The sequence below is a fragment of the Fimbriimonadaceae bacterium genome, assembly GCA_019638795.1.
Lineage (GTDB): Bacteria > Armatimonadota > Fimbriimonadia > Fimbriimonadales > Fimbriimonadaceae > JAHBTB01.
The window spans coordinates 176245-201046 of record JAHBTB010000006.1 but is presented as its reverse complement, the minus strand read 5'-3'; the positions used below and the strand labels follow the sequence as shown (position 1 = coordinate 201046).

Annotated in this window: 25 protein-coding genes; 14 read left to right on the top strand and 11 right to left on the bottom strand. The window is 63.2% G+C overall.

Going from position 1 to position 24802, the window contains the following annotated elements:
- Positions 1-262: 262 nt before the first annotated feature.
- The 3 genes from KF857_09380 to asnB form a co-directional block, all read right to left on the bottom strand.
- On the bottom strand, positions 263-937 hold the full coding sequence (locus tag KF857_09380) for a sugar transferase (GenBank protein ID MBX3112208.1): 675 nt from the start codon (positions 935-937) through the stop codon (positions 263-265).
- A gap of 135 nt (positions 938-1072) precedes the next feature.
- A complete protein-coding gene (gene glmS / locus KF857_09375; GenBank protein ID MBX3112207.1) occupies positions 1073-2899 on the bottom strand; it encodes a glutamine--fructose-6-phosphate transaminase (isomerizing) in 1827 nt (608 codons plus the stop codon).
- A gap of 7 nt (positions 2900-2906) precedes the next feature.
- Positions 2907-4742, bottom strand: a complete 1836-nt coding sequence (gene asnB, locus KF857_09370; protein ID MBX3112206.1) for an asparagine synthase (glutamine-hydrolyzing) — start codon at positions 4740-4742, stop codon at positions 2907-2909.
- Between the two features lie 171 nt (positions 4743-4913).
- Between asnB and KF857_09365 the strand changes: the two genes are divergently transcribed.
- Together KF857_09365 and KF857_09360 are read left to right on the top strand one after the other, a co-directional pair.
- Positions 4914-6080, top strand: a complete 1167-nt coding sequence (locus KF857_09365; protein ID MBX3112205.1) for a glycosyltransferase — start codon at positions 4914-4916, stop codon at positions 6078-6080.
- A gap of 39 nt (positions 6081-6119) precedes the next feature.
- Positions 6120-7409 carry a UDP-glucose/GDP-mannose dehydrogenase family protein gene (locus KF857_09360; GenBank protein MBX3112204.1) on the top strand — a complete coding sequence of 430 codons (1290 nt, stop codon included), beginning with the start codon at positions 6120-6122 and terminating at the stop codon, positions 7407-7409.
- Positions 7410-7433: 24 nt separating this feature from the next.
- Here the strand turns inward: KF857_09360 and KF857_09355 are convergent, their stop codons facing one another.
- The gene (locus tag KF857_09355) at positions 7434-8252 is read right to left on the bottom strand and encodes a glycosyltransferase family 2 protein (protein ID MBX3112203.1); all 819 of its coding nucleotides are present in this window, start codon (positions 8250-8252) and stop codon (positions 7434-7436) included.
- Positions 8253-8261: 9 nt separating this feature from the next.
- Positions 8262-8876, bottom strand: a complete 615-nt coding sequence (locus KF857_09350; protein ID MBX3112202.1) for a hypothetical protein — start codon at positions 8874-8876, stop codon at positions 8262-8264.
- A 75-nt stretch (positions 8877-8951) separates the two neighbouring features.
- Here KF857_09350 and KF857_09345 point away from each other — a divergent pair, with 75 nt between their 5' ends.
- Genes KF857_09345 through KF857_09335 form a run of 3 tightly spaced genes read left to right on the top strand, consistent with a single transcriptional unit; the run spans position 8952 to position 11252 of the window.
- On the top strand, positions 8952-9944 hold the full coding sequence (locus KF857_09345) for a bifunctional oligoribonuclease/PAP phosphatase NrnA (protein ID MBX3112201.1): 993 nt from the start codon (positions 8952-8954) through the stop codon (positions 9942-9944).
- Entirely contained in the window at positions 9926-10801 is an 876-nt protein-coding gene (gene truB, locus KF857_09340) for a tRNA pseudouridine(55) synthase TruB (GenBank protein ID MBX3112200.1), read from the top strand. Before KF857_09345 ends, truB begins: the two co-directional genes overlap by 19 nt.
- Positions 10779-11252 (top strand): DUF2752 domain-containing protein, encoded by a 474-nt coding sequence (locus tag KF857_09335; GenBank protein MBX3112199.1) that lies wholly within the window; start codon positions 10779-10781, stop codon positions 11250-11252. The genes truB and KF857_09335 overlap by 23 nt, the downstream gene beginning before the upstream one ends.
- On the opposite strand, the gene KF857_09330 is transcribed toward KF857_09335, so the two are convergent.
- On the bottom strand, positions 11249-12220 hold the full coding sequence (locus tag KF857_09330; GenBank protein ID MBX3112198.1) for a pyridoxal-phosphate dependent enzyme: 972 nt from the start codon (positions 12218-12220) through the stop codon (positions 11249-11251). The two genes, KF857_09335 and KF857_09330, sit on opposite strands and share 4 nt — an antisense overlap.
- A 27-nt stretch (positions 12221-12247) precedes the next feature.
- Here KF857_09330 and KF857_09325 point away from each other — a divergent pair, with 27 nt between their 5' ends.
- The 6 genes from KF857_09325 to rfbC are packed head-to-tail and all read left to right on the top strand — an operon-like array spanning position 12248 to position 18382.
- A complete protein-coding gene (locus tag KF857_09325) occupies positions 12248-12799 on the top strand; it encodes a hypothetical protein (GenBank protein MBX3112197.1) in 552 nt (183 codons plus the stop codon).
- Positions 12800-12859: 60 nt separating this feature from the next.
- A complete protein-coding gene (locus KF857_09320; protein ID MBX3112196.1) occupies positions 12860-14827 on the top strand; it encodes a hypothetical protein in 1968 nt (655 codons plus the stop codon).
- Positions 14828-14871: 44 nt separating this feature from the next.
- Complete coding sequence (locus tag KF857_09315) at positions 14872-15885, top strand: glycosyltransferase family 2 protein (protein MBX3112195.1); 1014 nt, start codon at positions 14872-14874, stop codon at positions 15883-15885.
- Positions 15886-15895: 10 nt separating this feature from the next.
- Positions 15896-16960 carry a dTDP-glucose 4,6-dehydratase gene (gene rfbB / locus KF857_09310; protein ID MBX3112194.1) on the top strand — a complete coding sequence of 355 codons (1065 nt, stop codon included), beginning with the start codon at positions 15896-15898 and terminating at the stop codon, positions 16958-16960.
- Positions 16953-17828: a glucose-1-phosphate thymidylyltransferase RfbA gene (gene rfbA, locus KF857_09305; protein ID MBX3112193.1), complete on the top strand. Its 876-nt coding sequence runs from the start codon at positions 16953-16955 to the stop codon at positions 17826-17828. Before rfbB ends, rfbA begins: the two co-directional genes overlap by 8 nt.
- The gene (rfbC, locus tag KF857_09300; protein ID MBX3112192.1) at positions 17825-18382 is read left to right on the top strand and encodes a dTDP-4-dehydrorhamnose 3,5-epimerase; all 558 of its coding nucleotides are present in this window, start codon (positions 17825-17827) and stop codon (positions 18380-18382) included. Before rfbA ends, rfbC begins: the two co-directional genes overlap by 4 nt.
- Here the strand turns inward: rfbC and KF857_09295 are convergent.
- The gene (locus tag KF857_09295) at positions 18370-19080 is read right to left on the bottom strand and encodes a hypothetical protein (protein MBX3112191.1); all 711 of its coding nucleotides are present in this window, start codon (positions 19078-19080) and stop codon (positions 18370-18372) included. The two genes, rfbC and KF857_09295, sit on opposite strands and share 13 nt — an antisense overlap.
- An 86-nt stretch (positions 19081-19166) precedes the next feature.
- Between KF857_09295 and eno the strand changes: the two genes are divergently transcribed.
- The gene (gene eno / locus KF857_09290; protein ID MBX3112190.1) at positions 19167-20459 is read left to right on the top strand and encodes a phosphopyruvate hydratase; all 1293 of its coding nucleotides are present in this window, start codon (positions 19167-19169) and stop codon (positions 20457-20459) included.
- A 71-nt stretch (positions 20460-20530) separates the two neighbouring features.
- On the opposite strand, the gene KF857_09285 is transcribed toward eno, so the two are convergent.
- A complete protein-coding gene (locus KF857_09285; protein ID MBX3112189.1) occupies positions 20531-21004 on the bottom strand; it encodes a DinB family protein in 474 nt (157 codons plus the stop codon).
- A gap of 125 nt (positions 21005-21129) precedes the next feature.
- Here KF857_09285 and KF857_09280 point away from each other — a divergent pair, with 125 nt between their 5' ends.
- Both KF857_09280 and msrB read left to right on the top strand, forming a co-directional pair.
- Positions 21130-21753: a hypothetical protein gene (locus KF857_09280; protein MBX3112188.1), complete on the top strand. Its 624-nt coding sequence runs from the start codon at positions 21130-21132 to the stop codon at positions 21751-21753.
- Between the two features lie 14 nt (positions 21754-21767).
- Positions 21768-22163, top strand: coding sequence for a peptide-methionine (R)-S-oxide reductase MsrB (msrB, locus tag KF857_09275; GenBank protein ID MBX3112187.1), 396 nt, complete (start codon positions 21768-21770; stop codon positions 22161-22163).
- Here the strand turns inward: msrB and KF857_09270 are convergent.
- From KF857_09270 to KF857_09260, 3 genes are all read right to left on the bottom strand, one after another.
- The gene (locus KF857_09270) at positions 22141-22569 is read right to left on the bottom strand and encodes a hypothetical protein (GenBank protein MBX3112186.1); all 429 of its coding nucleotides are present in this window, start codon (positions 22567-22569) and stop codon (positions 22141-22143) included. The two genes, msrB and KF857_09270, sit on opposite strands and share 23 nt — an antisense overlap.
- A gap of 244 nt (positions 22570-22813) precedes the next feature.
- Positions 22814-23773 (bottom strand): glycosyltransferase family 4 protein, encoded by a 960-nt coding sequence (locus KF857_09265; protein ID MBX3112185.1) that lies wholly within the window; start codon positions 23771-23773, stop codon positions 22814-22816.
- A gap of 45 nt (positions 23774-23818) precedes the next feature.
- On the bottom strand, positions 23819-24766 hold the full coding sequence (locus tag KF857_09260; GenBank protein ID MBX3112184.1) for a MoxR family ATPase: 948 nt from the start codon (positions 24764-24766) through the stop codon (positions 23819-23821).
- Between the last annotated feature and the right edge of the window lie 36 nt (positions 24767-24802).

The following is a 24802-nucleotide window of genomic DNA, read 5'->3' as shown; positions in this document are numbered from 1 at the left end:
GCAGGCAGCTTCAGCAGCGCCAAGGCCGCGTCAAGGTCAAAGCCACGCCGCTTCGGTTGTTCAGCGACAGGTTCGCCCAGCGGCGCGCTCACTGCCAGTGTGTCGTTGTCAGCCATAGGTCAGCCCAGAACTCCCACTTTCGTATTATTGGTCTCCAATGACCAGGAACGCACAGTCAAATGCGGCCCATGGCACATCTCTACAACATCAGGAAAGCAGAGTTTGCTCCAATCGGTGCCGGAAAGTGTGAGAGTTCCTACTCTTAGTAGGCCCCGTGGCCCCGGAGAATCGCCCAGGGCGTCAGGAAGAGGATCTTCAAATCGACCCACAGGTTCATCTCTTGCATGTACCGATGGTCGAGTTTCATCCATTCGTCGAAGGACAGGTCGCTTCGGCCCATGATCTGCCAGTAGCACGTGAGGCCAGGACGCACCGAAAGGCGCTCCGCGGCATAGGCGTCGTACTCGTTGACCTCGTGCGGCAAGGGCGGTCGAGGCCCGACTAGGCTCATGTCGCCGACCAGCACGTTGATGAACTGGGGCAACTCGTCAAGGCTGTACTTCCGCAAGAACTTGCCGACCTTGGTCACGCGAGGGTCGTCCTTCATCTTGAAGATCGGGCCGTCCTTCTCGTTTTGCGACGCCAGATCGGCCTTGCGCTTGTCGGCGTCGACATACATCGAGCGGAACTTGTAGAACGGGAAGATCCGTCCGCAGAGCCCCACCCTCTTGGACACATAGAACACCGGCCCCTTGCTCGTCAGCTTCACAAGGACGGCGATGAGCAACATCAGGGGAAAGAAGACGGTCAAGAACAAGAGCGAGCCGAGGATGTCCAAGATGCGCTTCCGCTTCCGATAGCGGATTACACGCGGCTCAAGAGTCGCGACCGCTTCATTTTCGATCGCGAACTGGGCCCTTGTCGTCGGTGCTGCCATACCCTGCTCCAAGCCTCAATGATCGTCCGTCCAACGCCGGAACTGGAGGACACCGGTCAATGCCGTGCCCCGTCATCCACGGGCCTCCGGAGATGATTGTACCAACGCGCGAGAACGCTTATGCGTTACTTTCCGTCACTCGACCGTCACGGACTTAGCAAGGTTGCGAGGTTGGTCGATCTCACATCCACGCGCATTTGCCAGATGGTACGCCAAAAGTTGCAAAGGCACGACGGTCGCCAATGCGGAAAGGGCCTTGGTCATGCAGCGAGGGACCGGCAACAAAGTGTCCACCTCCCGGTCCCATTGGCCCACCGGCTCGGTCGCCAACGCCACCACCGTGCCGCCTCGGGCCTGGACCTCCTTGATGTTGGAGAGCACCTTGTCCCGTGTCTCGTCGTCGGTCGCGCCAAAGACGGCAAGCACGCCAGGCTCCACCAGGGCCAAGGGGCCGTGCTTCAATTCGCCGGCCGGACACTCTTGGGTCGGCACATAGGCGATTTCCTTAAGCTTCAAAGCGGCCTCAAGCGCCACGTGGGCGTCCGCGTTACGGCCCAAGAAAAAGACAAGACCAGAATCCTTGAACCGTTCGGCAAGGGCCTTGACCTTGGGCTCAAGGTCGAGCGTCTGCCGGACCACCTCAGCAAAGCCCCGGAGGTCTTGGACGATCTCCGGCACGCGGACCCCCGGCATTTCTCGGACCTGGGCGATGTGGGCGACGAGGAGGAGCAGGACCAAGACCTGGGCCATGTACGCCTTGGTGCTCGCCACCGATATCTCCGGGCCGGCTTGGGTGTAGAGCACCCGGTCGCAGTCGCGCGCGATGCTGGACCCGACCACGTTCACCACACCCAAGGTGCGGATGCGCCGGGCCTTGCAGAGCCGCAGGGCGGCCAAGCTGTCGGCCGTCTCACCGCTCTGACTGACAAAGATCGCCAGCGAGCGCGGCGACAGGAGAGGCTCCCCGTAGCGGAACTCCGAGGAGTAGAAGACATCGACCGGCAATTGGAGCATCCGCTCGAACATCCACTTCCCCATGAGGCCGGCATGGTAGGCGGTGCCGCAGGCGATGATGTTGATCCGGTCGATCTCGTGCCAGACATGATCACTGAAGAGCCCGTCCAGCCGGACATGGTCACCCTCGATCCGACCCGCCAGACACTGGTGCACGACCTCGGGTTGCTCATGGATCTCCTTGAGCATGAAGTGCTCGTAACCGCCCTTTTCCGCGGCGACCGCGTCCCATTCGACGTCAAACGGTTTCGCCTCCATCGGGCGCCCGTCCAGGGAGAAGAAGTCGATGGACTCGGTCGTGACCTTCGCCACCATGTCGTTCTCCAACACGGCCACGCGCCGGGTGTATGGCAGAAGCGCGGGGATGTCGCTGGCCACCATCGCTTCCCCTTCGCCGAACCCGACGATGAGCGGGCTGGCGTTGCGCGCACAGACAATCGTGCCGGGTTCAGCCGAACTGACCACGACGAAGGCAAACGCCCCCTTCAGCTTGCCGACCGCCCGTCGGACGGCCTCGGTCAGGTCGACGCCGTCACCGTACTCCTCGCCGATCACATGGGCGGCGACCTCCGTGTCGGTCTCCGACTGGAAGGTGTGCCCCCGACTCGTGAGGTCGGCCTTCAGCTCCAGGTAGTTCTCGATGATCCCGTTATGGATGACCGAGATGCGGGCGGCTTGGTCATGGTGCGGGTGCGCGTTGAGGTCGGTCGGCCCGCCATGGGTCGCCCACCGCGAGTGGGCGATGGCAGTGTGGGCGGTCGGGCCTTGCTCGGCCAAGAGCCCGCCGAGCCCGGTCAGCTTCCCGGCCTTCTTGAGGACGTGCAGTCCACCGTCTTGGACATAGGCGAGCCCGGCACTGTCATAACCCCGGTATTCAAGCCGTTTCAGCTGGTCAAAGACCACGTCGACCGCGTTTCTCGGCCCTACATAACCAGCAATGCCGCACATGAGACGGTCAGAAGGTACCTGACCGGTTATCAGCCATCGGGCCGACAGCAGGTCGGCCCCCCGGGCCAGTGGAGACTGGAATTCCGAACCGACGCCCTATCATCTTGGCGAAGCCGCGCACTGACCTTTCGCTGTTTGACGCGTCCTCCTCCATGAGCCACTGTCGGACAGGCACGGAGAAGCCAGATTTTGGTCGATTGACGATTGTGTCTCGCACACTAGGGTGTAGGCATGCAGCCAAGTCGTCCTTATGCGGGGCGACCCCTCTGACAATGAACGGCGCCATTGCCTCAAACAGCTTGATATCAACTAGCGGAACCCGGAGTTCTATGCTGTGGGCCATTCCCGCCCAATCCGAGTCCCGTAGTAACTGGTTGCGCATGTACCACTGAGCCTCAAGCAGAGCAACCTTTTCATATGTCGAGGCTCCTCCCCTTGCAGAATCCTGCAATTTCTGAAGTGTTTGAAGTTCCTCCCAGCCTTTTGTCACAATTTCTGGATCCAGAAACTTAAACAGTTCGTGGGGCAAAAAGTGGCTGCGGCGAAGGAGGTAGGCCCCTGGGACGCTGCCACCGTACTCAAACACACCTGCCATCTTTGGGCTCGTGAACCTACTGACAATTGGAGACGCAAGTTTGCGGAGGCCTCGCCCCAGCCATGGCATTCCCGCCGCCCAACGAGTTCTCTTGACGATCTCTGGAATCTGAGTAAAGGAAACGTATCCGCCCAGGAGCTCGTCGCCACCAAGGCCGGAGACCGCAACTGTGAACCCAGCTTGACGGGCATACTTGCTAACAAGGTAGGTGTTTACTCCGTCTACACTCGGTTGATCCATCTTCTCAACGATGTCCTCAAGGTCGGAACCGAATTCTTTGCCTTCGATCCAAATGGTCTGGTGGCTGGCATCAAGTTGCTTAGCAACCTGCTCAGCAATGCCGACCTCATCCAAGCCCGTTCCTCTGTACTCTTGAAATCCAAGGGTCAAGGTCGTCGATGGGTACCCCAGGCCATGCATGGCACTGAGCAGGCTTGTAGAATCTACTCCTGCCGACAAGAAGAGTCCGACCGGTACGTCAGAAATCAGATGGTGGCGAATCGAGTCTCGGACTGCTTCGACCAACGCTTCGCGCATCGCCTCAGGCCTGATCGAAGTCTCGGCAGCACGCGCCATCGTTTCCGAAAGGCTGTAAAACTGCCGAGGGGTACCAATGCCTTCTTTGCTGACTACCATCCTGTGCCCAGCGGGAAGCTCGCGAATTCCCTTTCGTAGCGTATGAGGGGTAGCAACGTACCCCCACACAAAGAAGCTGACAACCGCAGCCGGATCGAGTGAGTCGTCGAACTTCATTGAGCGCTCGACTCCCTTTACAGTGCTGGCGAACGTGAAAACACCACCACAGTCGGCGTAGTAGAAGGGTTTGATTCCATAAGGATCTCGAGCGATGAACACCTTTTCTTCGACCTTGTCGTAGATGACAAAGGCGTACATACCTCGAAGCAGGCTACACATTTCTTCGCCGTCACGCTCATAGAGGGCGAGCAACACCTCCGTGTCACTGTGCGACCTGAACTGCCGGCCTTGCGACAAGAGCTGTTCGCGCAGCTCCTGATAATTATAGATTTCGCCATTAAAGGTAATCGTATATCGACCATCGGCCCAATGCATCGGCTGGTGCCCAAGAGGAGAGAGGTCGATTATCGCCAGGCGCCGTTGACCAAGGGTGACCTGACGCTTCTCGTCTGTCCATAGCCCCTGGTCATCGGGACCTCGGTGAACCATTGAGTCGCACATCTGCCGAACTCTATCCGCATCTACCGGTGATTCAGCCCGGTAATTGAACATGCCTGCGATTCCACACATAGATCAGACCGCTTCTCGGCGGAACCTCCCGTCCGGCGGATAAGTTCCCACCCAATCCAATGTTCCATATTGGTCCTCGCCAGTGCAGGGGCCAGCCAGGCATTGCCGATAATCGTGGAAGGCGACCAACGAACGGTACACTTGAACCTAAAGATGCGGATTCTGCACGTCATCACCTCAATGGACCCAGTCCACGGAGGCCCAGCCAATTGGACGCTGTCGGCCAGCCGCGAGCTCAACAGGCTCGGCCACGAGTCCGAAATCCTCACGGTCGATGATCCGCATGCCGCATTCTTGTCCGATCTCGACGTTAAAGTCCATGCGGTGGGCCCCACGGGAAGGTTCCGCTACTCATCTAACGTCGAGCCTTGGATAAGGGAGCACAGGGACGAATACGACTTTGTCGTCCTCCATGCCATCTTTGAGCCCTGCTGCTATGCCACGTGGAGGGCCCTTCGTGGCCATCACCACAGAATGGTCACCTTTCTCCACGGGTTCCTCGACCCGTATTTCAACCGGGCCTTTCCCCTCAAGATGGTCAAGAAGTACATGTTCTGGTACTGGGCCATCTATCCCCAGGTCCGCGACGCCGTGGTCACCCTGTTCACCACCGAAGAAGAACGTGTCCTCGCCCGCCAGTCCTTCTGGCCCTACCGATGCAATGAGAGGGTCATTGCCTATGGCATCAGCAAGCCTGAATATGACCTCGACGCCGCCCGGGCTGCCTTTTTTGCTAAGGTGCCGGAAGCCCAGGGCCGCAACTTTCTGCTGTACCTGAGCCGGATCCATCCGAAGAAGGGGGTCGATCTGCTTGTCCAGGCCTTTGCCCGGCTGGCCGCGACCCAGCCCGACGCCCTCCTCGTTGTTGCCGGGCCCGACCCCGTCGGCATCGTCCCTGGGCTCAAGGACAGGGCGCAAGCGCTGGGTGTCGGTGACCGAATCATCTGGCCTGGAATGCTGACCGGTGACGCCAAGTGGGGCGCCTTCGAGACTTGCGAGGCCTTTGTCCTACCGTCCCACCAAGAGAACTTCGGCCAAGTCGTCGCCGAGGCGATGTCCTGTGGCAAGCCCGTGCTCATTTCGGACAAGGTCAACATCCACCAGGAAGTCTCATCAACGGGTAGCGGCCTTGTCGCCTCGGACGACCAGGCGGGAACGGACAGCTTGCTGGAACGGTTCTCGGCAATGAGCGCCGACGAGAAGACGGCGATGGGCCAGTCGGCGGTGAAGTGCTTCCACGACAAGTTCGAACTGGAACAGTCCGTCCTTGACTTCATCCGTGTCCTGGAAGAAGCCCGTGACTTGCGCAAGTCGGCCTAGAAAAGGCTGGCCCAGCGTCAATAATCCAGAAAAGAACTCATGAAAATCTGCGTCGTTGGAACGGGCTATGTCGGCCTCGTGACCGCCGCCGTCTTGGCCGACTTGGGCCACCACGTCATCGGCGTCGACCGAGACCAAAGCAAGCTAGACAAGATCAAGTCGGGTGTTTCACCCATCTATGAACCCGGGCTCGACGAGATCTTGGCCCGCAATATTGCCAACGGCAACCTGGTGACGACGACGTCTGTCGCCGAAGGCACGCGTTCTGCCGAAGTCGTCTTCATCGCCGTCGGTACGCCGCCGATGGCCGACGGGACTCCCGACATCAGCATGGTCAAGGCCGTCGCCGCCGAGGTCGCGACCGCGATCGACAAACCGACGGTCGTCGTCAACAAGTCGACCGTCCCGGTCGGGACCGGCGACCTTGTCGAAGACCTCATCCTCGACGCCGGCGTCCCCCAAGACCTCTTCACCGTGGTCAGTAACCCCGAGTTCCTCCGGGAGGGCTCGGCGATCTGGGACACCCTTAACCCTGACCGGATCGTCATCGGCACGGACGACGAGGCCGCCGCAGAGAAAATGAAAGCCGTCTACGCGCCACTGAACGCCCCGACCCTCGTCGTCAGCCGACCCAGCGCCGAGCTGATCAAGTACGCCAGCAACAGTTTTCTCGCCGTCAAGATCAGCTTCATCAACGCGATCAGCCGCATCTGCGAGCGGTGCGGCGGGGACGTGGAGCAAGTCTCCATCGGCATGGGAATGGACAAGCGGATCGGCGACCAGTTTCTCAAGGCCGGCCTGGGCTGGGGCGGGAGTTGCTTCCCCAAGGACGTCCAGGGCCTGACCAAGACTGGCGAGAGGCTCGGTTACCGGTTCGACCTCCTGACCGCCGCCGACCAGATCAACAACGAGCAGACCCTGCACTTCTTGACCCGGCTCCAAGCCCGACTCGGTTCGCTGCGAGGCAAGACGATCGGCCTCCTCGGCTTGGCGTTCAAGCCTAACACCGACGACATCCGCGACGCCAAGTCGCTGGAGATCATCGACTTCCTCACCGACCAAGGTGCCAACGTGGTCGCCCATGACCCGGTGGCGATGCCCAACGTCAAACAACTCCACCCCGGCATCTGCTACATGGACCGTCCCGCCGACGTCTTCTCGGGGGCCGACGCTGTCATTCTCGTGACGGAATGGGAAGAGTTCCGCAAGCTGGACTTGGGCGCGCTCAAGGGCGTCGTCAATTCTCCCGTCCTCTTCGACGGACGCCGCCTCTGGCAGCGGGACGAGGTCGAGTCAGCCGGTTGGGAGTATTTCACCGTCGGGGTTTGACCCGACGGTGCCCTGATGCTTCGGTCACTTGACGCCGGTTTCCAGTTCGCGGGTCTTCAACACGATGAAGTACTCGTAAATGCTCTGGAGACAGCAGTAGGTCAAGCCGGCGCGACCGTCCAAAAATCCCCGTTTGCCAAAGTAGAGGATCAAGAACTTCACAAGCGGCCGTAGGGGCAACTTATAGAACAGCTCCTTTTGGTGGTACCTCTTCGTGACAAAGTCCTTGGCAAAGAGGGCCTTACCCAGTGAAAAGGACTCCTTGCCTTCCCGGTTGTCCACGATTTGCTGCGCTTCAAATGTGCTGTACGAATTGTGCCGGGCCACCCAATGGGAGATCCCTTTGCTAAACGGGTAGTGGTCGAGGTAGCCGGTGATTTCCGCGGACGGCCCGTCAATGACCGACAAGGGGTTTACCAGCCGTTCGTAGCGCATCTTCTCGGGCCGGAAGAGCCGTGAATAGTAGGGTGTGGCCTGGGCATGCTTCAGCCACGTGCCGAGAAAGAAGTCGCGGCGCTGGATCTTGAACGCGACGTTGTCACCCGGGTCCGCGACCGCGCGCTTGACCGATTCGACAAGCTCTGGCGTCACCCGTTCGTCGGCGTCCACATACAAGACCCAGGGGTACTTGAACGGGATGTTTGCCAGGCCCCAGTTCTGGTGGGCCGACCAGTTGTCAAAGACGCGCTGGGTCGTCTTAGCCCCGGCCGCCTCGGCGATCTCCACGGTCCGGTCGGTGCTGAACGAATCGTAAAGGTGAATGTCGTCGCACCAGGTGAGGGTCTCCAAAAGGCCGGGGAGGTCCTGCTCCTCGTTCTTCGTCAGGATCATCACGGAGACCATAGCTTCGGATTATTGTCGGTACATTTCGACGTCACGCACAATGGCGGACTCGGCCCGGACAACGCGCGGCTTGAGTGGCTTGCACGGGTGGCCGGCGCAGACCATACCCGGCGGCAAGTCCTTGACGACGACGGACCGGGCCCCAACCACCGTCCGGTCGCCGACCACGACCCCCGGCCCGATAAACGCCTCTGCCGCAATCCAGCACTCGCTCCCGATCGTGATCGGCTTGAACGTCAGGGGCATGGTCGGGTCGGTGAAGTCATGCGTCCCCGTGCAGAGGTAGGTCCGCTGCGACACCACGGTCTGGTCGCCCAGCCGCACCCAATCGAAGTTATAGACTTCCACGTCCTCCGCCAGACTGGTCCAGTCCCCGACGACGAGCCGCCACGGTTGGAGGATCTTCACGGACGGGGCGATGTTGGTGTTCTCTCCGATCTGGGCGCCCCACAGGCGCAAGAGCCGCGCCCGCCACTCTTTGCCAAACCACTTGACCCCGACGCGGAAGACAAGGGCATGGAAGCACATCCACGCCAGGCGTCTGACCTTCACCGACCGGGGCCACGGCGTCACGCTGTCGCGGATACGCAACGGCACCAAGGGGGCGTCAGATCCTGGTTCCATGCCTGGGGGAAGGTTACCTGCGTGCATCGGTCGAGGTGTCCGGGCGCGGTCTCACCTCACAGGTATGATCGGCTGTTGGCCCAGGACGGTACACCCCAATGGATCAGTGCCCAGCTCCCCACTCTCAAGAGTGCGTTGCAGGGAAAGAAGCGTGCCGTGGTCGGCACCCACATGAACCCCGACGGCGACGCCCTGGGGTCGGCCCTCGCCGTGTCCCTCTGGCTCGACCAGTTGGGGCTTGACCACGACGTCCTCTGCCAAGACCCACCGCCCAACAACCTGACCTGGCTCCCCTTCGTCGACCGGATCAAGTCGGCCCCCACCGGCCCGGCCGACGTCGGCATCGTCGTGGACCTGGAGGCGGTCGCCCGTCTGGGGCGCGTCGCCAGCGCGTTTGAGGGCGTCGAGACTTTGGTCGTCATCGACCACCACGTCCCCATGGAGTCGCCTGGCGACCTGCGTATCGTCAGCACCCAGTCCCCCGCGACGGCCGCGATCCTCTGCGACCTCTTCTTTGATTCCGACGTCCACATCTCCCGCGAGATGGCGACCTGCCTGGCCACCGGCATCGTCACCGACACGGGCAGCTTCCGCTACTCGAACACGACGTCGCACTCGCTCCACCTGGTCGCCAGGCTCTTGGAAGCGGGGGCCCGCATGGTCGAGATCGCCGAGGCGGTCTACATGAGCCGACGGTTGCCCGCCGCGCGGCTGACCGGCCACGTGCTCGCTAACATGAACCTGGAATGCGACGGCCAGCTGGCCTGGGTCGTGGTCCCCAATCCCGTTTTCGAGCGTTACGGAGCTTCCGACCAAGACACCGAGGGCCTCGCCAACGAACTGCTCAGTGTCGAGACCGTGCAGGTCGCCGCCGTCTTGCGCGAGCACAGGCCCGGCAAGATCCGGGGCAGCCTGCGGTCACGTTCGAGCATCGACGTGGCCAGCGTCGCCCAGCAGTTCGGGGGCGGCGGGCATAAGAACGCCGCCGGTGTCTCCTTCGACGGCGACGTGCACGAAGCCGAGCGGCGGCTTGTCGAGGCCCTGAAGGCGTGCTTGGTCTGCTGCTGATCGACAAACCGGCAGGCATGACGTCTCACGACGTCGTCTACCACGTCAGAAAACGGCTCGGCACGAAACGGGTCGGTCACGCCGGCACGCTCGACCCCCTTGCCACCGGCCTCCTGGTCGTCGCGGTCGGCCATGCCACAAGGTTCCTGAACTACCTGGACCTCGAACCCAAGGTCTATGAAGTCGACGCGACCTTTGGCCTGGCGACCTCCACCTACGACTTGGAGGGCGAGGTCACCCACCGCGCCGAGGTACCCGCCGACCTAGACAGGAAACTCAGGGCGGCCCTGCCGAGTTTCCTGGGCGAGACCATGCAACGACCGCCCGTCCACAGCGCGGTCAAGGTCGACGGCAAAAAGCTGTACGAATACGCCCGTCGCGGTGACTCTGTATACGTTCCATACCGAAAAGTGTCGATATCGTCTATTTCGATCCGCCGCCAGAGCGAGGACACCATGACTCTGGAAGTCGTGTGCGGCGGCGGCACGTTCGTCCGGAGTCTGGTGCACGACCTCGGCCAAGCCGTCGGATGCCCGGCCCATGTCTCGCGCTTGCGGCGTACGCGGGTGGGGACCCACGACGTGGCTGACGCCGTCGGCCCAAAGGCGGTGACCGAGACCGACCTCGTCCCCATGTCCAAGGCGATGCACAACCTGCCATGGCTCACCGTCGACCACGGCGTCGCCGCCGACCTCCGGCACGGCCGCGTCGTCGCCTCGTCCGGGCCGTCGGGGACCGTCCTCGTCCAGGGGGTTGACGGGAACTTGATCTGCCTGGCCCACGCCGACGGAAACCTGCTTCAGCCCAAGATCGTCATTCCAAGCAGTGACCGCCATGTGGACGTTCCGACCGGCTGAGCGGGCCCGGCAGTTGCAGGGCCAGGCCGTCTGGGTGGCGTCTTGGGTCGTCTGCACTGTGCTTGGCTTGGCGATGCGCCCGTCGCCCCTCGGCCACGCGACCCACACCCAACTCGGTCTGCCCCCCTGCCCCAGCGTCGCGCTGTTCCATCGGCCTTGTCCCGGATGCGGCCTGACGACAAGCTGGACCTTCCTCCTGCACGGCGACTGGGCCGGGGCCTTCCACGCCCATCCGTTCGGGCCGCTGCTCTACCTGGCATACACACTCGGCGCCGTTTTGGCCATCTATGGGTTGGTCAAGCGCAAACAGGTCGACACGAACACCCGCCCGATGAACATCGCCTTGGTCACGTTCCTCGTGACTTTTCTCGCCTACGGTTACTGGCGGTTCTCAACCACGACATACAGCCTGGTCGACTCGGTCTACACGATGGCCCCGCGCCGACCCTAAGGGGTGGCGAAGAGGGCGGGAGTGCCCCCGGTGTGCCAAAGGCAGACGCTGCCCTTCAACTCGCCTGAGCTCACCATCGCGAAGAGCCCGGCGCATGCCTTGGCCGAGTAGACCGGATCCAAGGCGATCCCTTCGGCCCGGGCCATCCGTTCCATCGCGGCCTGCCCCTCCTCGCTGGGAAGGCCATATCCCGGCCCGACCCAATCCAATCGGAAATCGAACTCGTGGGGGGCAAGGGCCGGACACCGCGGCTGGACCGCGGCCAACTCGTGGGACAGCCGGCTGAGGTCGTCGGCGATCTCTGGCTCGGGGTCGGCGGAGACGCCGATGACACGGGTACGGGTGCCATGGAACGCACAGGCCAGACCGGTCTGGGTGCTCCCGCTGCTGCTCGCCGTCACCACGGCGTCGAAGACGCCTTCGAACTGCGTCTGGACCTCGTGGGCGGCGCGCCAGAACGCCAACGCCCCGAGCGGGCCACTGCCCCCCAAGGGGACAAGCCTTGTCCTCTTGCCCTCGGCGCGGATCTGCCCGGCCAGCCCAGCGGCGGCTTCCTCCAACTCGGTCCAGCCCCCGTCGGGGATGCGGTGGAGGGTGACTCCGAACAGCTCGTCGAGCACCACGTTGCCTCCCGTCCCGTCACCCTTGCCGACCGGTGCGGCCCCGTCCGGCCGGGGCAGGTCCATGACGACCGCATGGCAGGCGATGTCGTGCACCGCGCATGCGGCGCCGAGCTGACGGACAAAGTTGGACTGCGTCGAGCCGCACGTGACGACGACCTCGGCCCCCGACGCGACGATGTCGGCGATGATGTACTCCAACTTGCGACCTTTGTTGCCGCCGAAGGCGAATCCGGTCAGGTCGTCCCGCTTGACCCACAGGTCGACGCCGAGCTCCGCCGACAGACGGGGAAGCCGGTGCAGAGGCGTCGGCAGGCAACAAAGGGAAACTCGGGCCGGTTCCGACACGTCTTGGATTCTACAAGCAGCGGAACGATGGCGGGCAGGAACACCAAGAGGATCGTCGCGGCCGTGGTCGCACTGGGCGTCATAGGCGCGGCGTGGTACTACTTCGGCCCGCTGGTCGGTTTCCTCAACCGGACCGGCTACCTGGAGGGGACGACCCGACGCACCTACAAAGGCGACTCCGTCGCCAACCTGAAAGCGATCCAAACCGCGATCATGTCGTACTACGACTCCGAAGGGCAGTTTCCCGACGGTTCCGGCTGGATGGACGAGGCGTTCAACCGCATGAAGACGGCTGACATGGCTGATTCGGAGACCAAGAAGAAGCTCCATGGCCCCTCGGGCGGTGAGTCAGGCTTTGGCTACTCGTTCAACGAAGCACTGTCCCAAAAGACCAAGTCTGAAGCCGGCGACCCTGCAACGACTGTCCTGGCCTACGAATCGCACGACGCCGCGTGGAACGCCCACGGTGATCCCGGTGCCGAGGCCAAGATTGACCCCCAGGCCAAAGCGGTGACGCTAGACGGCCAAGTGAAATCCCTGGCCGACCTGCCCAAAGCCGCCGCCACCAAAGGCCCATAATGAAGGTGAGTCCAGGCCTTCTGTCGGACCCAGGTTTCAACGATGAAACATGAGGAAGCGATGTCTGCGGTTTCTGCCACCCACGCCCTGAACAAGCTCGAATACTTGCGGCTCATGATGCTGAGCCGCGAAGGTGACCGCCGCGAAGGCATTTTGCTCCGCCAGAGCAAGGGATGGTTCCAAGTCAGCGGCATGGGCCACGAGGCCCTGGGTTGCCTGGCCGGCCACCTGCGCCCAGACGACTGGCTGTACCCCTATTACCGCGACCGCGCCCTGATGCTCGCCCGCGGGCTCACCAACTACGAGTTGGCCCTCGCCTACTTTGCCAAACGCGCGAGTAGCAGCGGCGGTCGACAGATGCCCGGCCACTACAGCAGCCGCAAGCACAACGTCATGAGCGTCTGCACCCCGACCGGGGGTGGGCTGATCCCCGCCGCCGGCACGGCATGGGGCATGAAGCTCGACGGCAAGGACAGCGTCGTGCTCGCCACCGTCGGCGACGCCGCGATGCGCCAAGGCGAGTTTTACGAGGCCTGGGCGTTTGCCGTCCAGGAAAACCTCCCCCTCATCCTGGCGATCGAGGACAACAAGTACGGCATCAGCACGCCGACCGAACAGTTCATGCCGCTTAACTTCGGCGGTGTCATCAGCCAGGAGCGCCTTGTCAAGGTCGACGGGCGGCACGTCGATTTGGTCGACAAAGCGGGTGCCGAGGCCGTCCGCAAGGCAAGGTCTGGCGAGGGCCCGACGTTAATCTGGTTCGACATCGACCGCCTGAGCAGCCACACCAGTTCGGACGACCACCGGGTGTACCGGCCACAAGAGGAGATCGACGCCATGGCCGCCCGAGACCCGATCACGTTGCTCCGTGACGAACTGGTCAGCGACGGCAAGCTGACGATGGCGGAGTTCGACGCCATGCAGGCCAGGGTGGCCACCGAAGTCGACGAGGACTACATCCGGGCCGAGAAGGACGCCGACCCCAAAGCCGAAGAAGTGTTTGCCCACTGCTGGGGTGACGAGGACAAGGTCGAGCGCCCGCCTATCGAGGCCGGCCCCCAGACGATGGTCGAGGCCATCAACAAGACGATGCACAAGGCGTTGGCCGACGACCCCGGCGTCATCATGTTCGGCGAAGACATCGAGGACCCCAAGGGCGGCGTCTTCGGCCTGACGAAATCGTTGTCAGACGCCTATCCGAAGCAAGTCTATAACTCGCCGCTCGCCGAAGCGACGATTTTGGGCGTGGCGGTCGGGCTGAGTTCCTACGGTTACAAGCCGGTCTTTGAGATCCAGTTCGTCGATTTCATGGCCCCTGGCTGGAACCAGTTGCTGACCAACATCAGCACCCTTCGGTGGCGCACTTTCGGGGACTGGAAGACGCCTATGGTCGTCTACACACCGTATGGCGCGTACCTTCCCGGTGGTTCGCTCTGGCACAGCCAGGCCAACGAGGCCTTTTTGGCCCACGTCCCCGGCATCAAGGTCGCGGTCCCGAGCACGCCGGCCGACGCGGCGGGGCTGTTCTGGACCGCCGTCCACAGCGACGACCCGTGCTTCATCCTTGTCCCCAAGCACATCTTCCGCAAGCGCATGGACGTGACCGAGGTCGAGCCGGTGCCGTTTGGTTCCGCCCGCCTGGTGCGAGAGGGTGCGGACGTGACCGTCGTCGCTTGGGCCAACACGATTGAAATCGCCCAGGCAGCCGCCGACCAACTGGCCGGCGAGGTGAATGTCGAAATCATCGACCTGAGGAGCATCGTGCCGTGCGACTACGAAATGGTCGCCGGATCCCTGTCGAAGACCGGTCGATTAGTCGTGGTCCAGGAAGACACCAAGACGTGTGGCTTCGCCCACACGCTGGTGTCCCAGATCATTGGAAAGCCCGAGTGGTTCTCCTACCTCTATTCGGCGCCGCAGGTCGTCAGCCGAGACGACGTGCACATCGGATACAACCCCATTTACGAGTACGCCGCCCTCCCGAGCGTCGCGGACGTCGTCACGGCGATCCAGACGACCATGGCCTGACGGTAACTGAAGTTGCAAGGCCGACGGGCCGACTTGAGGGAATGATGCCGCCGATCGTCTCCGTCGCGACTGCTGTGTACAACCAGAAGCCGTACTTGCCACGGCGGGTGGAGTCGATCCTCAACCAGACCCTCCAGGACTGGGAGTGGACGATCGTCGACGACTGCAGCACTGACGGGAGCTACGAAGAGTTGCTCCGGCTGACGAAGCACGACCCGCGTGTCAAGGTGCTGCGCAACGAGCAGAACCTCCATATCTCCAAGACCAACCAACGGGCCATCGACGCGGCGACTGGAGAGTTCCTTTACCGGACCGACGGCGACGACTACTGCTACCCGGCCTTTTTGGAGCGGACGGCGGCGATGTTGAAAGAAGATCCCGGCCTTGCCGTCGTGGCCGTGCGGTGCGCCCGCATGGACTCGCAAGACCGTGTCCGCGCCCCGTGGCCTCGCAAGCCTGACTGGAGAAGGACGGGCCGGGCGGTCTTCGAGGCCAATGTCTCGACTTACCAGTTCAGGTCACCTTCCCTCCTCTACCGGACGCAAGCCGTTCGGGACGCGGGCGGTTTCGACGCGCTCCCCCTCAAGACGGCCCAAGACTGGGTGCTCCTCCTTCGTGTCGTGATGCAGGGAGACATGCGCTACGTGGACGAGCCGCTGACGGCCTACCGGTACCACGAAACAATGACTTCGCGGTCGATCCTCGACAAGTACGAGATCGACCAGTGGATGGCCGAGCACTTCTTGCCCATCGACGACAGCCTGACGAGGGCCCAGGCCGTTTGGCCGGATCTGGACGTCGACCGGCTGCGTCGCGAGGGGTATCGCGTCCATGCCAAGCGGATGCTGGACAACGAACGCAAGCTCCGTTCCGCAGGCAAGTCCGACCGCGCGGACGCGGTCTTGGCCGCGGTGAAGGAGAAACTGGGTGAGATCGGTGAGCCGCTGCCCACCGACCAGCAGAAGACCTCGCTCAAGAGCCGGCTCATGGCCTTGGCCATGGACCTGGTCCCTCGCCACAAACTGCCCGCGCCAACGGTTTCCCATTGGAATGAGTGAGACGAACAAGATGAATCAGACAGTGTTGGTGACCGGCGGATGTGGGTTCATCGGGTCAAACTTTCTCAACTGGGCGACCGGGGCGTTCCCCGACTGCCGGTTCGTCAACCTGGACAACCTGGGTTACGCGGCAAACCCGCTCAACGTCCACAAGGCAGCGTCTCGCGCCAACTATGTCTTTGTCCACCAAGACCTGCGCGACTTTGACGGCCTCCTGCGCGTGGTCGACGAACACCAGCCGACGCTCGTCGTCCACTTGGCCGCCGAGACCCACGTCGACCGGAGCATCAAAGGCCCCCGCGACTTTGTCGAGACCAACGTCGTCGGCACCTTCAACCTGCTGGAAACCTGCCGGGTGGTCTGGGGTGGCGAGAAAGCGGGGCGGGTCTTCCACCACGTCAGCACCGACGAGGTGTACGGGTCACTGGGTGACGACGGCGCCTTTAAGGAGACGACCCCCTATGACCCGAGCAGCCCCTACAGTGCGACCAAGGCGGCCAGCGACCACCTGGTCCACGCCTACGGCCACACCTACGGCCTTGATATCAGGGTCACAAACTGCAGCAACAACTACGGGCCGTTCCAGTACCCCGAGAAACTGATTCCCCTGGTCACGCTGAACTGCGTCGAGGGGAAGCCGATCCCGGTGTACGGCACGGGCAGGAACGTCCGTGACTGGCTTTACGTCGGCGACCATTGCCGGGCGATCTGGGAGGTCGCCCACCGCGGACGGTCAGGCGAGACCTACAACGTCGGCGGGAACAGCGAGCGCAGTAACATCGAGGTTGTCCGAACGATCTGCCAGATCGTCGGCGAAGAAACGGGCCAAGCCGGACTGGACCAGTTGATCACCTACGTGCAAGACCGGCCCGGCCACGACTGGCGCTACGCCATCGACGCCACAAAGCTCCGCGACGAGCTTGGTTGGGAACCGGCCACGACCTTCGAGGAAGGCATCCGCGAGACGGTGAAGTGGTACGTCCATAACCCGGACTGGGTCGCCAGCGTCCGTTCGGGCAGCTACCGCGAGTGGATCGAGGCCAACTACGGACACCGAAGCGAGGCCCATGCGTAAGGGTATCGTCCTCGCGGGCGGCAGCGGCACCCGGCTGTACCCGATGACCCGGGCGGTCAGCAAACAGCTCGTCCCCGTGTACAGCAAGCCGATGGTCTACTACCCCTTGAGCGTCCTGCTCCTCGCGGGGATCCAAGACATCTTGGTGATCACCACCCCCCACGACCACGACGCGTTCCAGCGTCTCCTTTCCGACGGGTCGCAGTGGGGCGTCCGCATCAGCTACGAAGTCCAGCCGCATCCCGGCGGACTGGCCCAGGCGTTTCTGATCGGCGAGGCGTTTGTCGGCAATGACCCCAGCGCCCTTGTCCTGGGCGACAACATCTTTTACGGACATGACCTCACCCACCACCTGGCCCGGGCCGACGCCAAGGAGTCCGGAGCGACGGTGTTCGCCTATCACGTGGACCAGCCGGAGCAGTATGGCGTCGTCGAGTTCGACGCGGCGCGGCGTGCCGTCTCCCTGGAGGAAAAGCCACCGCAACCCAAGTCCAACTATGCCGTCACCGGACTCTATTTTTATGACCACAACGTCTGCCGCCACGCGAAGGAACTGAAGCCGTCGGCCCGGGGTGAACTGGAGATCACCGACTTGAACCGGGTGTACCTCGAGCAGGGTGACCTCGACGTGGTGACGTTTGGGAGGGGATTCGCTTGGCTGGACACCGGCTCGTACGACACGATGCTCCAGGCCTCGAACTTTGTCGCCGCCATCGAACAACGGCAGGGCCAGATGGTCTGTTGCCCCGAAGAGATCGCCTTTCGTCGGGGCTGGATCGACACCGACCGGCTGCTGGCCCTGGCTCTGCCCATGGCCAAGAACCCCTATGGACAGTATCTGCTCCGGGTCGCCAAGGAGGCAGGTTGAACGTCGTCGAGACGCCCTTGGCCGGCGTCCTGGTCGTCGAGCCACGGGTCTTCGGTGACGCACGGGGCTACTTTCTCGAGACCTTTAACGAACCGCGCTATCGCGGACACGGGATCACCGGCCCCTGGGTACAGGACAACATGTCGCGCTCGGCGCCCGGGGTGCTCCGGGGTCTCCATTATCAGTGGCCCGAGCCCCAGGGCAAGCTCGTCAGCGTCGTCGAAGGGGCGGTCTGGGACGTCGCGGTCGACATCCGCCGGGGGTCGCCGACCTTCGGCCAGTGGTTCGGCGTCGAACTCGACGCGGAAGACCATCGCCAATTGTGGGTACCCCCCGGGTTTGCCCACGGCTTCGTCGTGACAAAGGGGCCCGCCCTGTTCACCTACAAATGCACCGCGCCCTACCGCGCCGAATTCGACGCCGGTGTCGCCTGGGACGACCCTGACCTTGGGATCAAGTGGCCGCTGAAGGACGTCTTGGTCAGCGACAAAGACGCCCGCCTGCCCCGGCTCCGCGACCTGAACCCCGACCGGTCGCCTGTCTACGGCACGTAATGGACCTGAGCCTGGCTGACCCCAGGACCCCGCTCGACCACCGTTTGCTCAGACTTGTACTGCGGGTTCAGGAAGCCGGCCAACGCGCTCCAGCCCAGGAGGGTGAGGACGACGAACGCCCCGGCGGAAAACTTGCCGGTCGCCTCCTGCGACTTCGGATTGACCGTGATGCCCCACCGGATGCAGAAGTTCCAGATGCCGTAGGCCAAGTGGTAGCTACACGCCGCGACGCCGACCAGATAGAACACCAACCCGAGATAGAGGTTGTTGGGCCACGCCATCGCATCGGCCATGGCATGGAAGCGGATCGCCTCGTGCCCCTGGGCTTTGGCGCGAAGGGTCGTCGTGGCGACATGGGCGCACAAGAAAAGGAAAGCGACGAGTCCCGACCAGCGCTGCAAGGTGTAATAGCGGTTCTCGCGGAACCGGTACGCAGGCTGGGAGTAGTTCGGGTCGGCCCTGGCGACGATAAAGAGGCCATAGACGGCGTGGAACAGCAATGGGATGGCGATCACGCCGATTTCAAGCGCCAGCAAGATGTGGGGCGGAAACGACGCGAAGAACCCGATCACCCCATTGAACCGGTCCGGCCCAAAGAGGGCGAACGAGTTCAGCGTCAGGTGCTGGACCATGTAGAAGCCGACTGGGATGATCCCCGACAGGGAGTGCAACCGGTGGAGGACAAAGTTCTCGCGCATCGCGGTTGATCTGGAGCGTACCCGCATACGCCAGGCCCGACAGGCACCGCCGGGTTCCCAGTAACATTTGCCCGTAAGAGGAACCTATGCCAGCCATCGTCGACATCACCGCACGCGAAATCCTTGACAGCCGAGGCAACCCCACCGTCGAAGTCGACGTGACCCTAGAGGACGGCACCGTCGGCCGCGCCGCCGTCCCGAGCGGCGCCAGCACCGGCCAGTTTGAGGCCGTCGAACTCCGCGACGGTGACAAGAGGCGGTACATGGGCAAAGGCGTGCTCAATGCCGTCGAGAACGTCAACGAGAAGGTCGCCAACGCCTTGGCCGACTTTGAGTCCGCCGACCAGGAAGGGGTCGACGCGCTCCTCCTTGAGATCGACGGCACGCCGAACAAGGGCAACCTCGGGGCGAACGCCATCCTTGGCGTCTCCCTCGCCTGTGCCAAAGCGACGGCCGAGTCGCTCGGCCTCCCGCTCTACCGCTATGTGGGCGGGGTCAGCGCAAAGGTGCTGCCCGTGCCGATGATGAACATCCTGAACGGCGGGAAGCACGCCGACTCAAACGTCGACTTTCAGGAGTTCATGGTCCTGCCCGTCAAGTTCGAGAGTTTTTCCGAAGCCCTGCGGGCGGGCGCCGAGGTGTTCCACACCCTCAAGAAGGTCCTTCATGACAAGGGTCTGAACACCGCCGTCGGCGACGAGGGCGGGTTCGCTCCCAACCTGGAGTCTCAAGAGCTGGCCCTGGACTACATCGTCGAGGCGATCCAGAAGGCGGGGTACACGCCGGGGGACCAGATGTGGTTGGGCATGGACTGCGCCGCGACTGAGTTCTATGAGAACGGCCAATACGTGTACAAAACGACCTCGGCCAAGACCGGGCCGCAGCAGGTCGACTACCTTGTCGGGCTGGCCGAAAAGTACCCGGTGATCTCCATCGAGGACGGCTGTAGCGAAGAAGACTGGGACACGTGGAAGGCCCTGACCGACGCCATCGGCGACAAGGTCCAACTCGTCGGAGACGACCTCTTTGTCACCAACGTCGACCGTCTGTCGCGCGGTATCGCCAGCCACACCGCGAACTCCATCCTTGTCAAGGTGAACCAGATCGGGAGCCTGAGCGAAACCCTCGCCGCCGTCGAGATGGCGAAGAAGGCGAGCTACACCAGCGTCATGAGCCACCGCAGCGGCGAGACCGAGGACGCCACCATCAGCCACCTGGCCGTGGCGACGAACTGCGGCCAAATCAAGACCGGCGCCCCCAACCGGACGGACCGCGTCGCCAAGTACAACGAGTTGTTGCGCATCGAGGAGATCCTGGGCCGGTCGGCCGTGTACGGCGGCGCCGCATCTTTCGGAAGGTTGGCCGGGCGGATCGGCTGAGCCCACCAACAGTCAATACAAAGGCTGCCTCTCCATTGGGGAGGCAGCCATTTCTTTGCGACGACGTGCGGTCAGACGATGGTGGCGACTTCGGTCGCGAGATACGAGCTCATCTGCTCGATATGCTCCAGGTCGTGGCCCAAGACGAGCACGACATAGGACTCGACTGTCACCGTGTCGCCGACCGAATTGACAAAGGTCTTCTTCAGGTCTTCGTCGCTCATGTCACGCAGATAGTCCAACGTCATTTCCCGGCGGGACTCGTAGACCTCGGCCTCATGGAAGACTTCCTTGTCGGCAAAGTGGTGTTCGTTGCACCGGCTGTCGGGGTCGTAGGCGGGCACCGCGGCGCCCGGCTTCAGGTTGGCGACCCGGATCCGGTCGAGCACGGTTTGCTCGTAGTCGGCCAGGTGGGCGACGACTTCTCGGGCCGTGAACCGGTCGGCGTCAATGCGCTCGTCCAGTCGGTCGGTGGGAAAAACGCGGAGCAACCGCTCCACGACGCGAGGGCCCATGTGGAGGGCATGCAACAGTCGTTCGCGCATGAGAGTAGGTTACATCTATCGGCCGGGGGCGGGCACAACAAAAGGACGGTTTTTCCGGTCCAGTGCGGGGATTTTCTCCAGCTTTCCCCCACCGCCCTGGGGTAGACCCCAGCAGGAGGCACAACATGAACGAAATCCACGCCGTCCCCGTCCCCGCCAAGCTTCCCGACAAGGTCTACACGACGGCCGCAGTCGGTATTTCCAAGGCGACCCATGACGCCCACCTGGGGCTGTGGAAGGGGTACGCGAACAAGACGAACGAGCTCCGAAAGCTCATCGACGAGATGGACTTGGACCCGACCAAAGCGAACCAGACGTACAGCGTCATGCGGTCGCTTAAGGTCAACTACGCCTTCGCCTACGGTGGCTATCGGAACCACGAGGTGTATTTCGACTCGATCGGCGGCAAGGGCGGCGAGGCGACCGGTGCCGTCGCCAGCCTGATCGAACAGAGCTACGGCAATTTCGACCACTGGAAGCACGACTGGGTCGCGACCGGTCTGGCCGGTCGAGGCTGGGCGTACATGGGCTACGACCTTGCCGAACGCCGCCTCTTCAACTACATCGGTGACTCCCAGGACACCTTCCCTGCCTGGAACAACGTGCTGGTCCTCGCCATGGACGTCTACGAACACGCCTACTACCTGGACTTCCAGTCCGCCCGGGGCAAATACATCGACGCCTACCTCAAGGTGATCGACTGGGACGCGGTCAACGCCCGCCTGGCTCCCTACCTCGTCAGGGCCTGACCGGAGCGACACCGATGGACAAGACCCGGAAGACCGAAGAAGATTGGCGGGCCGAACTGACCCCCGAGGAATACCATGTCCTGCGCGAGAAGGGGACGGAACGGCCCTTCAGCGGCGAGTATGTGGACACGACCGACGACGGCACCTATGTGTGCCGCGGATGCGGCGCGGTGCTCTTTGAATCCGGCACGAAGTTCCATTCGGGCTGCGGTTGGCCGAGTTTCTTCGCCAGCCATGCCGGCGCGATCGACTACCACGAGGACGACAGCCACGGGATGCACCGGACCGAGGTGACCTGCAAGGCGTGCGGCGGTCACCTCGGCCATGTCTTCGCCGACGCGCCGCAGACGCCGACGGGCCAGCGCTACTGCATCAACTCGGTCAGCATCAAGTTTGAGCCGCGGGGGTGACCTTGTGCCAGACAAGTCGGGCGACAAGCCGGTTCGCCGTGCCCGGGCTGAATGTGCCGGAAAGGAACGCGACGTCGACGCCTTTCTTGCGACTGAGGACTAACGTGTCCGACGGCATCGAGTTCACGGAGACCGCCTTGACACCGACCACCCGGCTCCAACCGTCTTGGAGCGACTTGCCCGGCATGGGTACGTACTCGACGAGGTCAAAACTGTCCGCCCGCGCCCGGTTGACATAGGTCATGCGCACGACGGGCCGGCCGTCGTCTGCCCCCTTCTCCACGGACGTCAGGACATAGCCCTTCGCGGTGACGTCGGGCGTGTAAACACCCCCCAAATGGCGGGCCGCCTCCATCTGCAGGGCGGGGCCGTCGGCCAGGGTGAGGGCGCAAAAGAAAACTACCACTGCCAGCACACTCTTGAAAATCGGCCAGGGAAGACACGGCGCACACCAGCCGTGTTGCGGGAATCTGGGGGCTCAAGGAGCGGATGGGGCGTCCCTACCCCGTCCTCCGTTACCACCGTCCGTGGTGCCCGCTCACTTCTATTAGACTTCCCACGGGGCCCGACAATCACGGTTGAGGGACGTTTTTCGTTGAAAAATTGATCAGTGGTTCCCGGACGTGGTACCGGGGCCGAGTGACCAAAGCCTAGCCAAGGACTTCTTTGTACAGGCGGGAGTGCCGGTAGGCCGACTCGTCGATTCCGTACCAATCGGTCGCCCGGGTTCGGGCCGAGTCGGCAAGGGACTCCAGGTAATGGGGCGCGTTGAACAAGCTGCTGATAGTGCCGGCCAGGTCTTCGTCGTCGTCGAAGAGGGCGATGCTGAGGTCTTCCACCCCCATGTCGGGCAGCCCGCCCAGGCGTCGTAGGCAGACGGGCGTGCCGACGGCCATGGCCTCCAGAGCGACCATGCTGAAGGCGGCACGACGCTTGGCGACGACCAAGAGGTCGGCGGCGCGGAGGAGCTTGGGTGTCTCGACGGTGCCGGGCACGACGAAGACGCGCCCGCCGTCGTGCATGCGTTCCACCAGGTCGGCGTCGGGCCCGCTCCCCGCGACCACAAGGGCGATGTCGGGATGGTCGTCGGCGACCGCGTGGACCGCCGCGACGACGGCGTCGATCCCCGAGTCCTTGTCAAACTTGGCGACCACCGCGACCAAGGGTCGGTCCTCCGGCAACCCGAACTGGCGGCGGGCCTCCTCCTTCGTCTCGACGACGTGCTGGGGGGCGACGCCAGGGTCGATCAACTCCAGGTTCAGCGTGTCGTGGTCGTCGAGGTAGTTTTTCAGGGCGCGGGTGGGCACCAGCCCGGCCCGGGCGGTGTTCATCCGGTCGATCAGCTGGGAGCTTGTGGTTTTAGGCCAGTCGTATGCGGTGTAGACCCAGGGAAAGTTGAGCCCGAACGCCTCGCTGCAGGCCCAGGCGGTGCGGTACCCCCAGGCATGGACAAGGTCAAACCCCCGGGCGGCGTCGCGGACAAGCTTGCTCACCTGGCGGTCGGTGCCGAACCCCGTCTTGTCCGGTATCCACGTGTCCGCGTCGTCGACGACCATTTCGACGTCGTGCGGTTCAAGGGCAAGGGCCAACGCGGAGCTCAAGGTGGCCATACCACCAAGCCGTTGCCGCCGTAGCGAAAGGACGCGGACCATGACCTACCGCGGGACGGCCTGGGCGTCGACTAGGTGGCGCAAGACGTCGTCCACCCGCAGGCCCTCGATCTCGGCCTCGGGGCGGAGCATGATGCGGTGCCGCAAGACCGGGACGGCCAGTTCCTTGACGTCGTCGGGGATCACGAAGTCGCGGCCCCGCACGGCGGCGACCGCCTTGCCACACGAGACCAGGGCCAGGCCGGCACGCGGCGACGCTCCGACGAGGATGTCGTGGCTCGCCCGGGTCGCGCTGACGATCTCGTAGATGTAGCTGAGGATCTTGTCTTCGACGGTCACCGCGGACACCTCGGCCCGAAGCGCCTTGAGTGTGGCCTCGTCGATGACCGGGGTCAACCCGGCCGCGTCGAGGCTTTGGGAGCGGAAGCCCTGGTGGAACCGGCGGAGCACGTCGATTTCGGCCCCGGCAGGCGGATACTCCATGACCACCTTGAGCATGAAGCGGTCTTGCTGGGCCTCGGGCAAGGGGTATGTCCCCTCGAACTCGACGGGGTTCTGGGTGGCAAAGACGAGGAACGGGAACGGCAGGCGGTAGGCCGTGCCGTCGATGGTCGCCTGCCTCTCTTCCATCGCCTCCAGCAACGCCGCTTGAGTCTTTGGCGGGGTTCGGTTGATCTCGTCCGCCAGAAGGACGGCGGTGAAGATCGGGCCCTGCCGCAACGAGAACTCGGCGGTGCGCGGGTCAAAAACGTTGGTGCCTACCACGTCACTCGGCATCAGGTCCGGCGTGAACTGGACGCGTTTGAACTCAAGGTCCATGACCTTGGCCAAGCACCGCACGAGCAACGTCTTGGCGAGCCCCGGGACTCCTTCGAGGAGGACATGGCCGTCGGCGAGCACGGCGACCAGCGCCTGTTCGACGGCCCTGGTCTGTCCGACCACCGCCTTCCCGACCTCGCCATAGACCCTTTCGGCGGCTTCGGCAACCCTCATCAAGGGCGCATCGTACCCGTGACCAGTCATGTGGCA

Bases quoted from the DNA above. Each gene is read 5' to 3' on its own strand.
- KF857_09380 (MBX3112208.1), bottom strand. From the start codon at position 937: ATGGCAGCACCGACGACAAGGGCCCAGTTCGCGATCGAAAATGAAGCG.
- glmS (MBX3112207.1), bottom strand. From the start codon at position 2,899: ATGTGCGGCATTGCTGGTTATGTAGGGCCGAGAAACGCGGTCGACGTG.
- asnB (MBX3112206.1), bottom strand. From the start codon at position 4,742: ATGTTCAATTACCGGGCTGAATCACCGGTAGATGCGGATAGAGTTCGG.
- KF857_09365 (MBX3112205.1), top strand. From the start codon at position 4,914: ATGCGGATTCTGCACGTCATCACCTCAATGGACCCAGTCCACGGAGGC.
- KF857_09360 (MBX3112204.1), top strand. From the start codon at position 6,120: ATGAAAATCTGCGTCGTTGGAACGGGCTATGTCGGCCTCGTGACCGCC.
- KF857_09355 (MBX3112203.1), bottom strand. From the start codon at position 8,252: ATGGTCTCCGTGATGATCCTGACGAAGAACGAGGAGCAGGACCTCCCC.
- KF857_09350 (MBX3112202.1), bottom strand. From the start codon at position 8,876: ATGGAACCAGGATCTGACGCCCCCTTGGTGCCGTTGCGTATCCGCGAC.
- KF857_09335 (MBX3112199.1), top strand. From the start codon at position 10,779: ATGTGGACGTTCCGACCGGCTGAGCGGGCCCGGCAGTTGCAGGGCCAG.
- KF857_09325 (MBX3112197.1), top strand. From the start codon at position 12,248: ATGGCGGGCAGGAACACCAAGAGGATCGTCGCGGCCGTGGTCGCACTG.
- KF857_09320 (MBX3112196.1), top strand. From the start codon at position 12,860: ATGTCTGCGGTTTCTGCCACCCACGCCCTGAACAAGCTCGAATACTTG.
- KF857_09315 (MBX3112195.1), top strand. From the start codon at position 14,872: ATGCCGCCGATCGTCTCCGTCGCGACTGCTGTGTACAACCAGAAGCCG.
- rfbB (MBX3112194.1), top strand. From the start codon at position 15,896: ATGAATCAGACAGTGTTGGTGACCGGCGGATGTGGGTTCATCGGGTCA.
- rfbA (MBX3112193.1), top strand. From the start codon at position 16,953: ATGCGTAAGGGTATCGTCCTCGCGGGCGGCAGCGGCACCCGGCTGTAC.
- KF857_09295 (MBX3112191.1), bottom strand. From the start codon at position 19,080: ATGCGCGAGAACTTTGTCCTCCACCGGTTGCACTCCCTGTCGGGGATC.
- eno (MBX3112190.1), top strand. From the start codon at position 19,167: ATGCCAGCCATCGTCGACATCACCGCACGCGAAATCCTTGACAGCCGA.
- KF857_09285 (MBX3112189.1), bottom strand. From the start codon at position 21,004: ATGCGCGAACGACTGTTGCATGCCCTCCACATGGGCCCTCGCGTCGTG.
- KF857_09280 (MBX3112188.1), top strand. From the start codon at position 21,130: ATGAACGAAATCCACGCCGTCCCCGTCCCCGCCAAGCTTCCCGACAAG.
- msrB (MBX3112187.1), top strand. From the start codon at position 21,768: ATGGACAAGACCCGGAAGACCGAAGAAGATTGGCGGGCCGAACTGACC.
- KF857_09265 (MBX3112185.1), bottom strand. From the start codon at position 23,773: ATGGCCACCTTGAGCTCCGCGTTGGCCCTTGCCCTTGAACCGCACGAC.
- KF857_09260 (MBX3112184.1), bottom strand. From the start codon at position 24,766: ATGAGGGTTGCCGAAGCCGCCGAAAGGGTCTATGGCGAGGTCGGGAAG.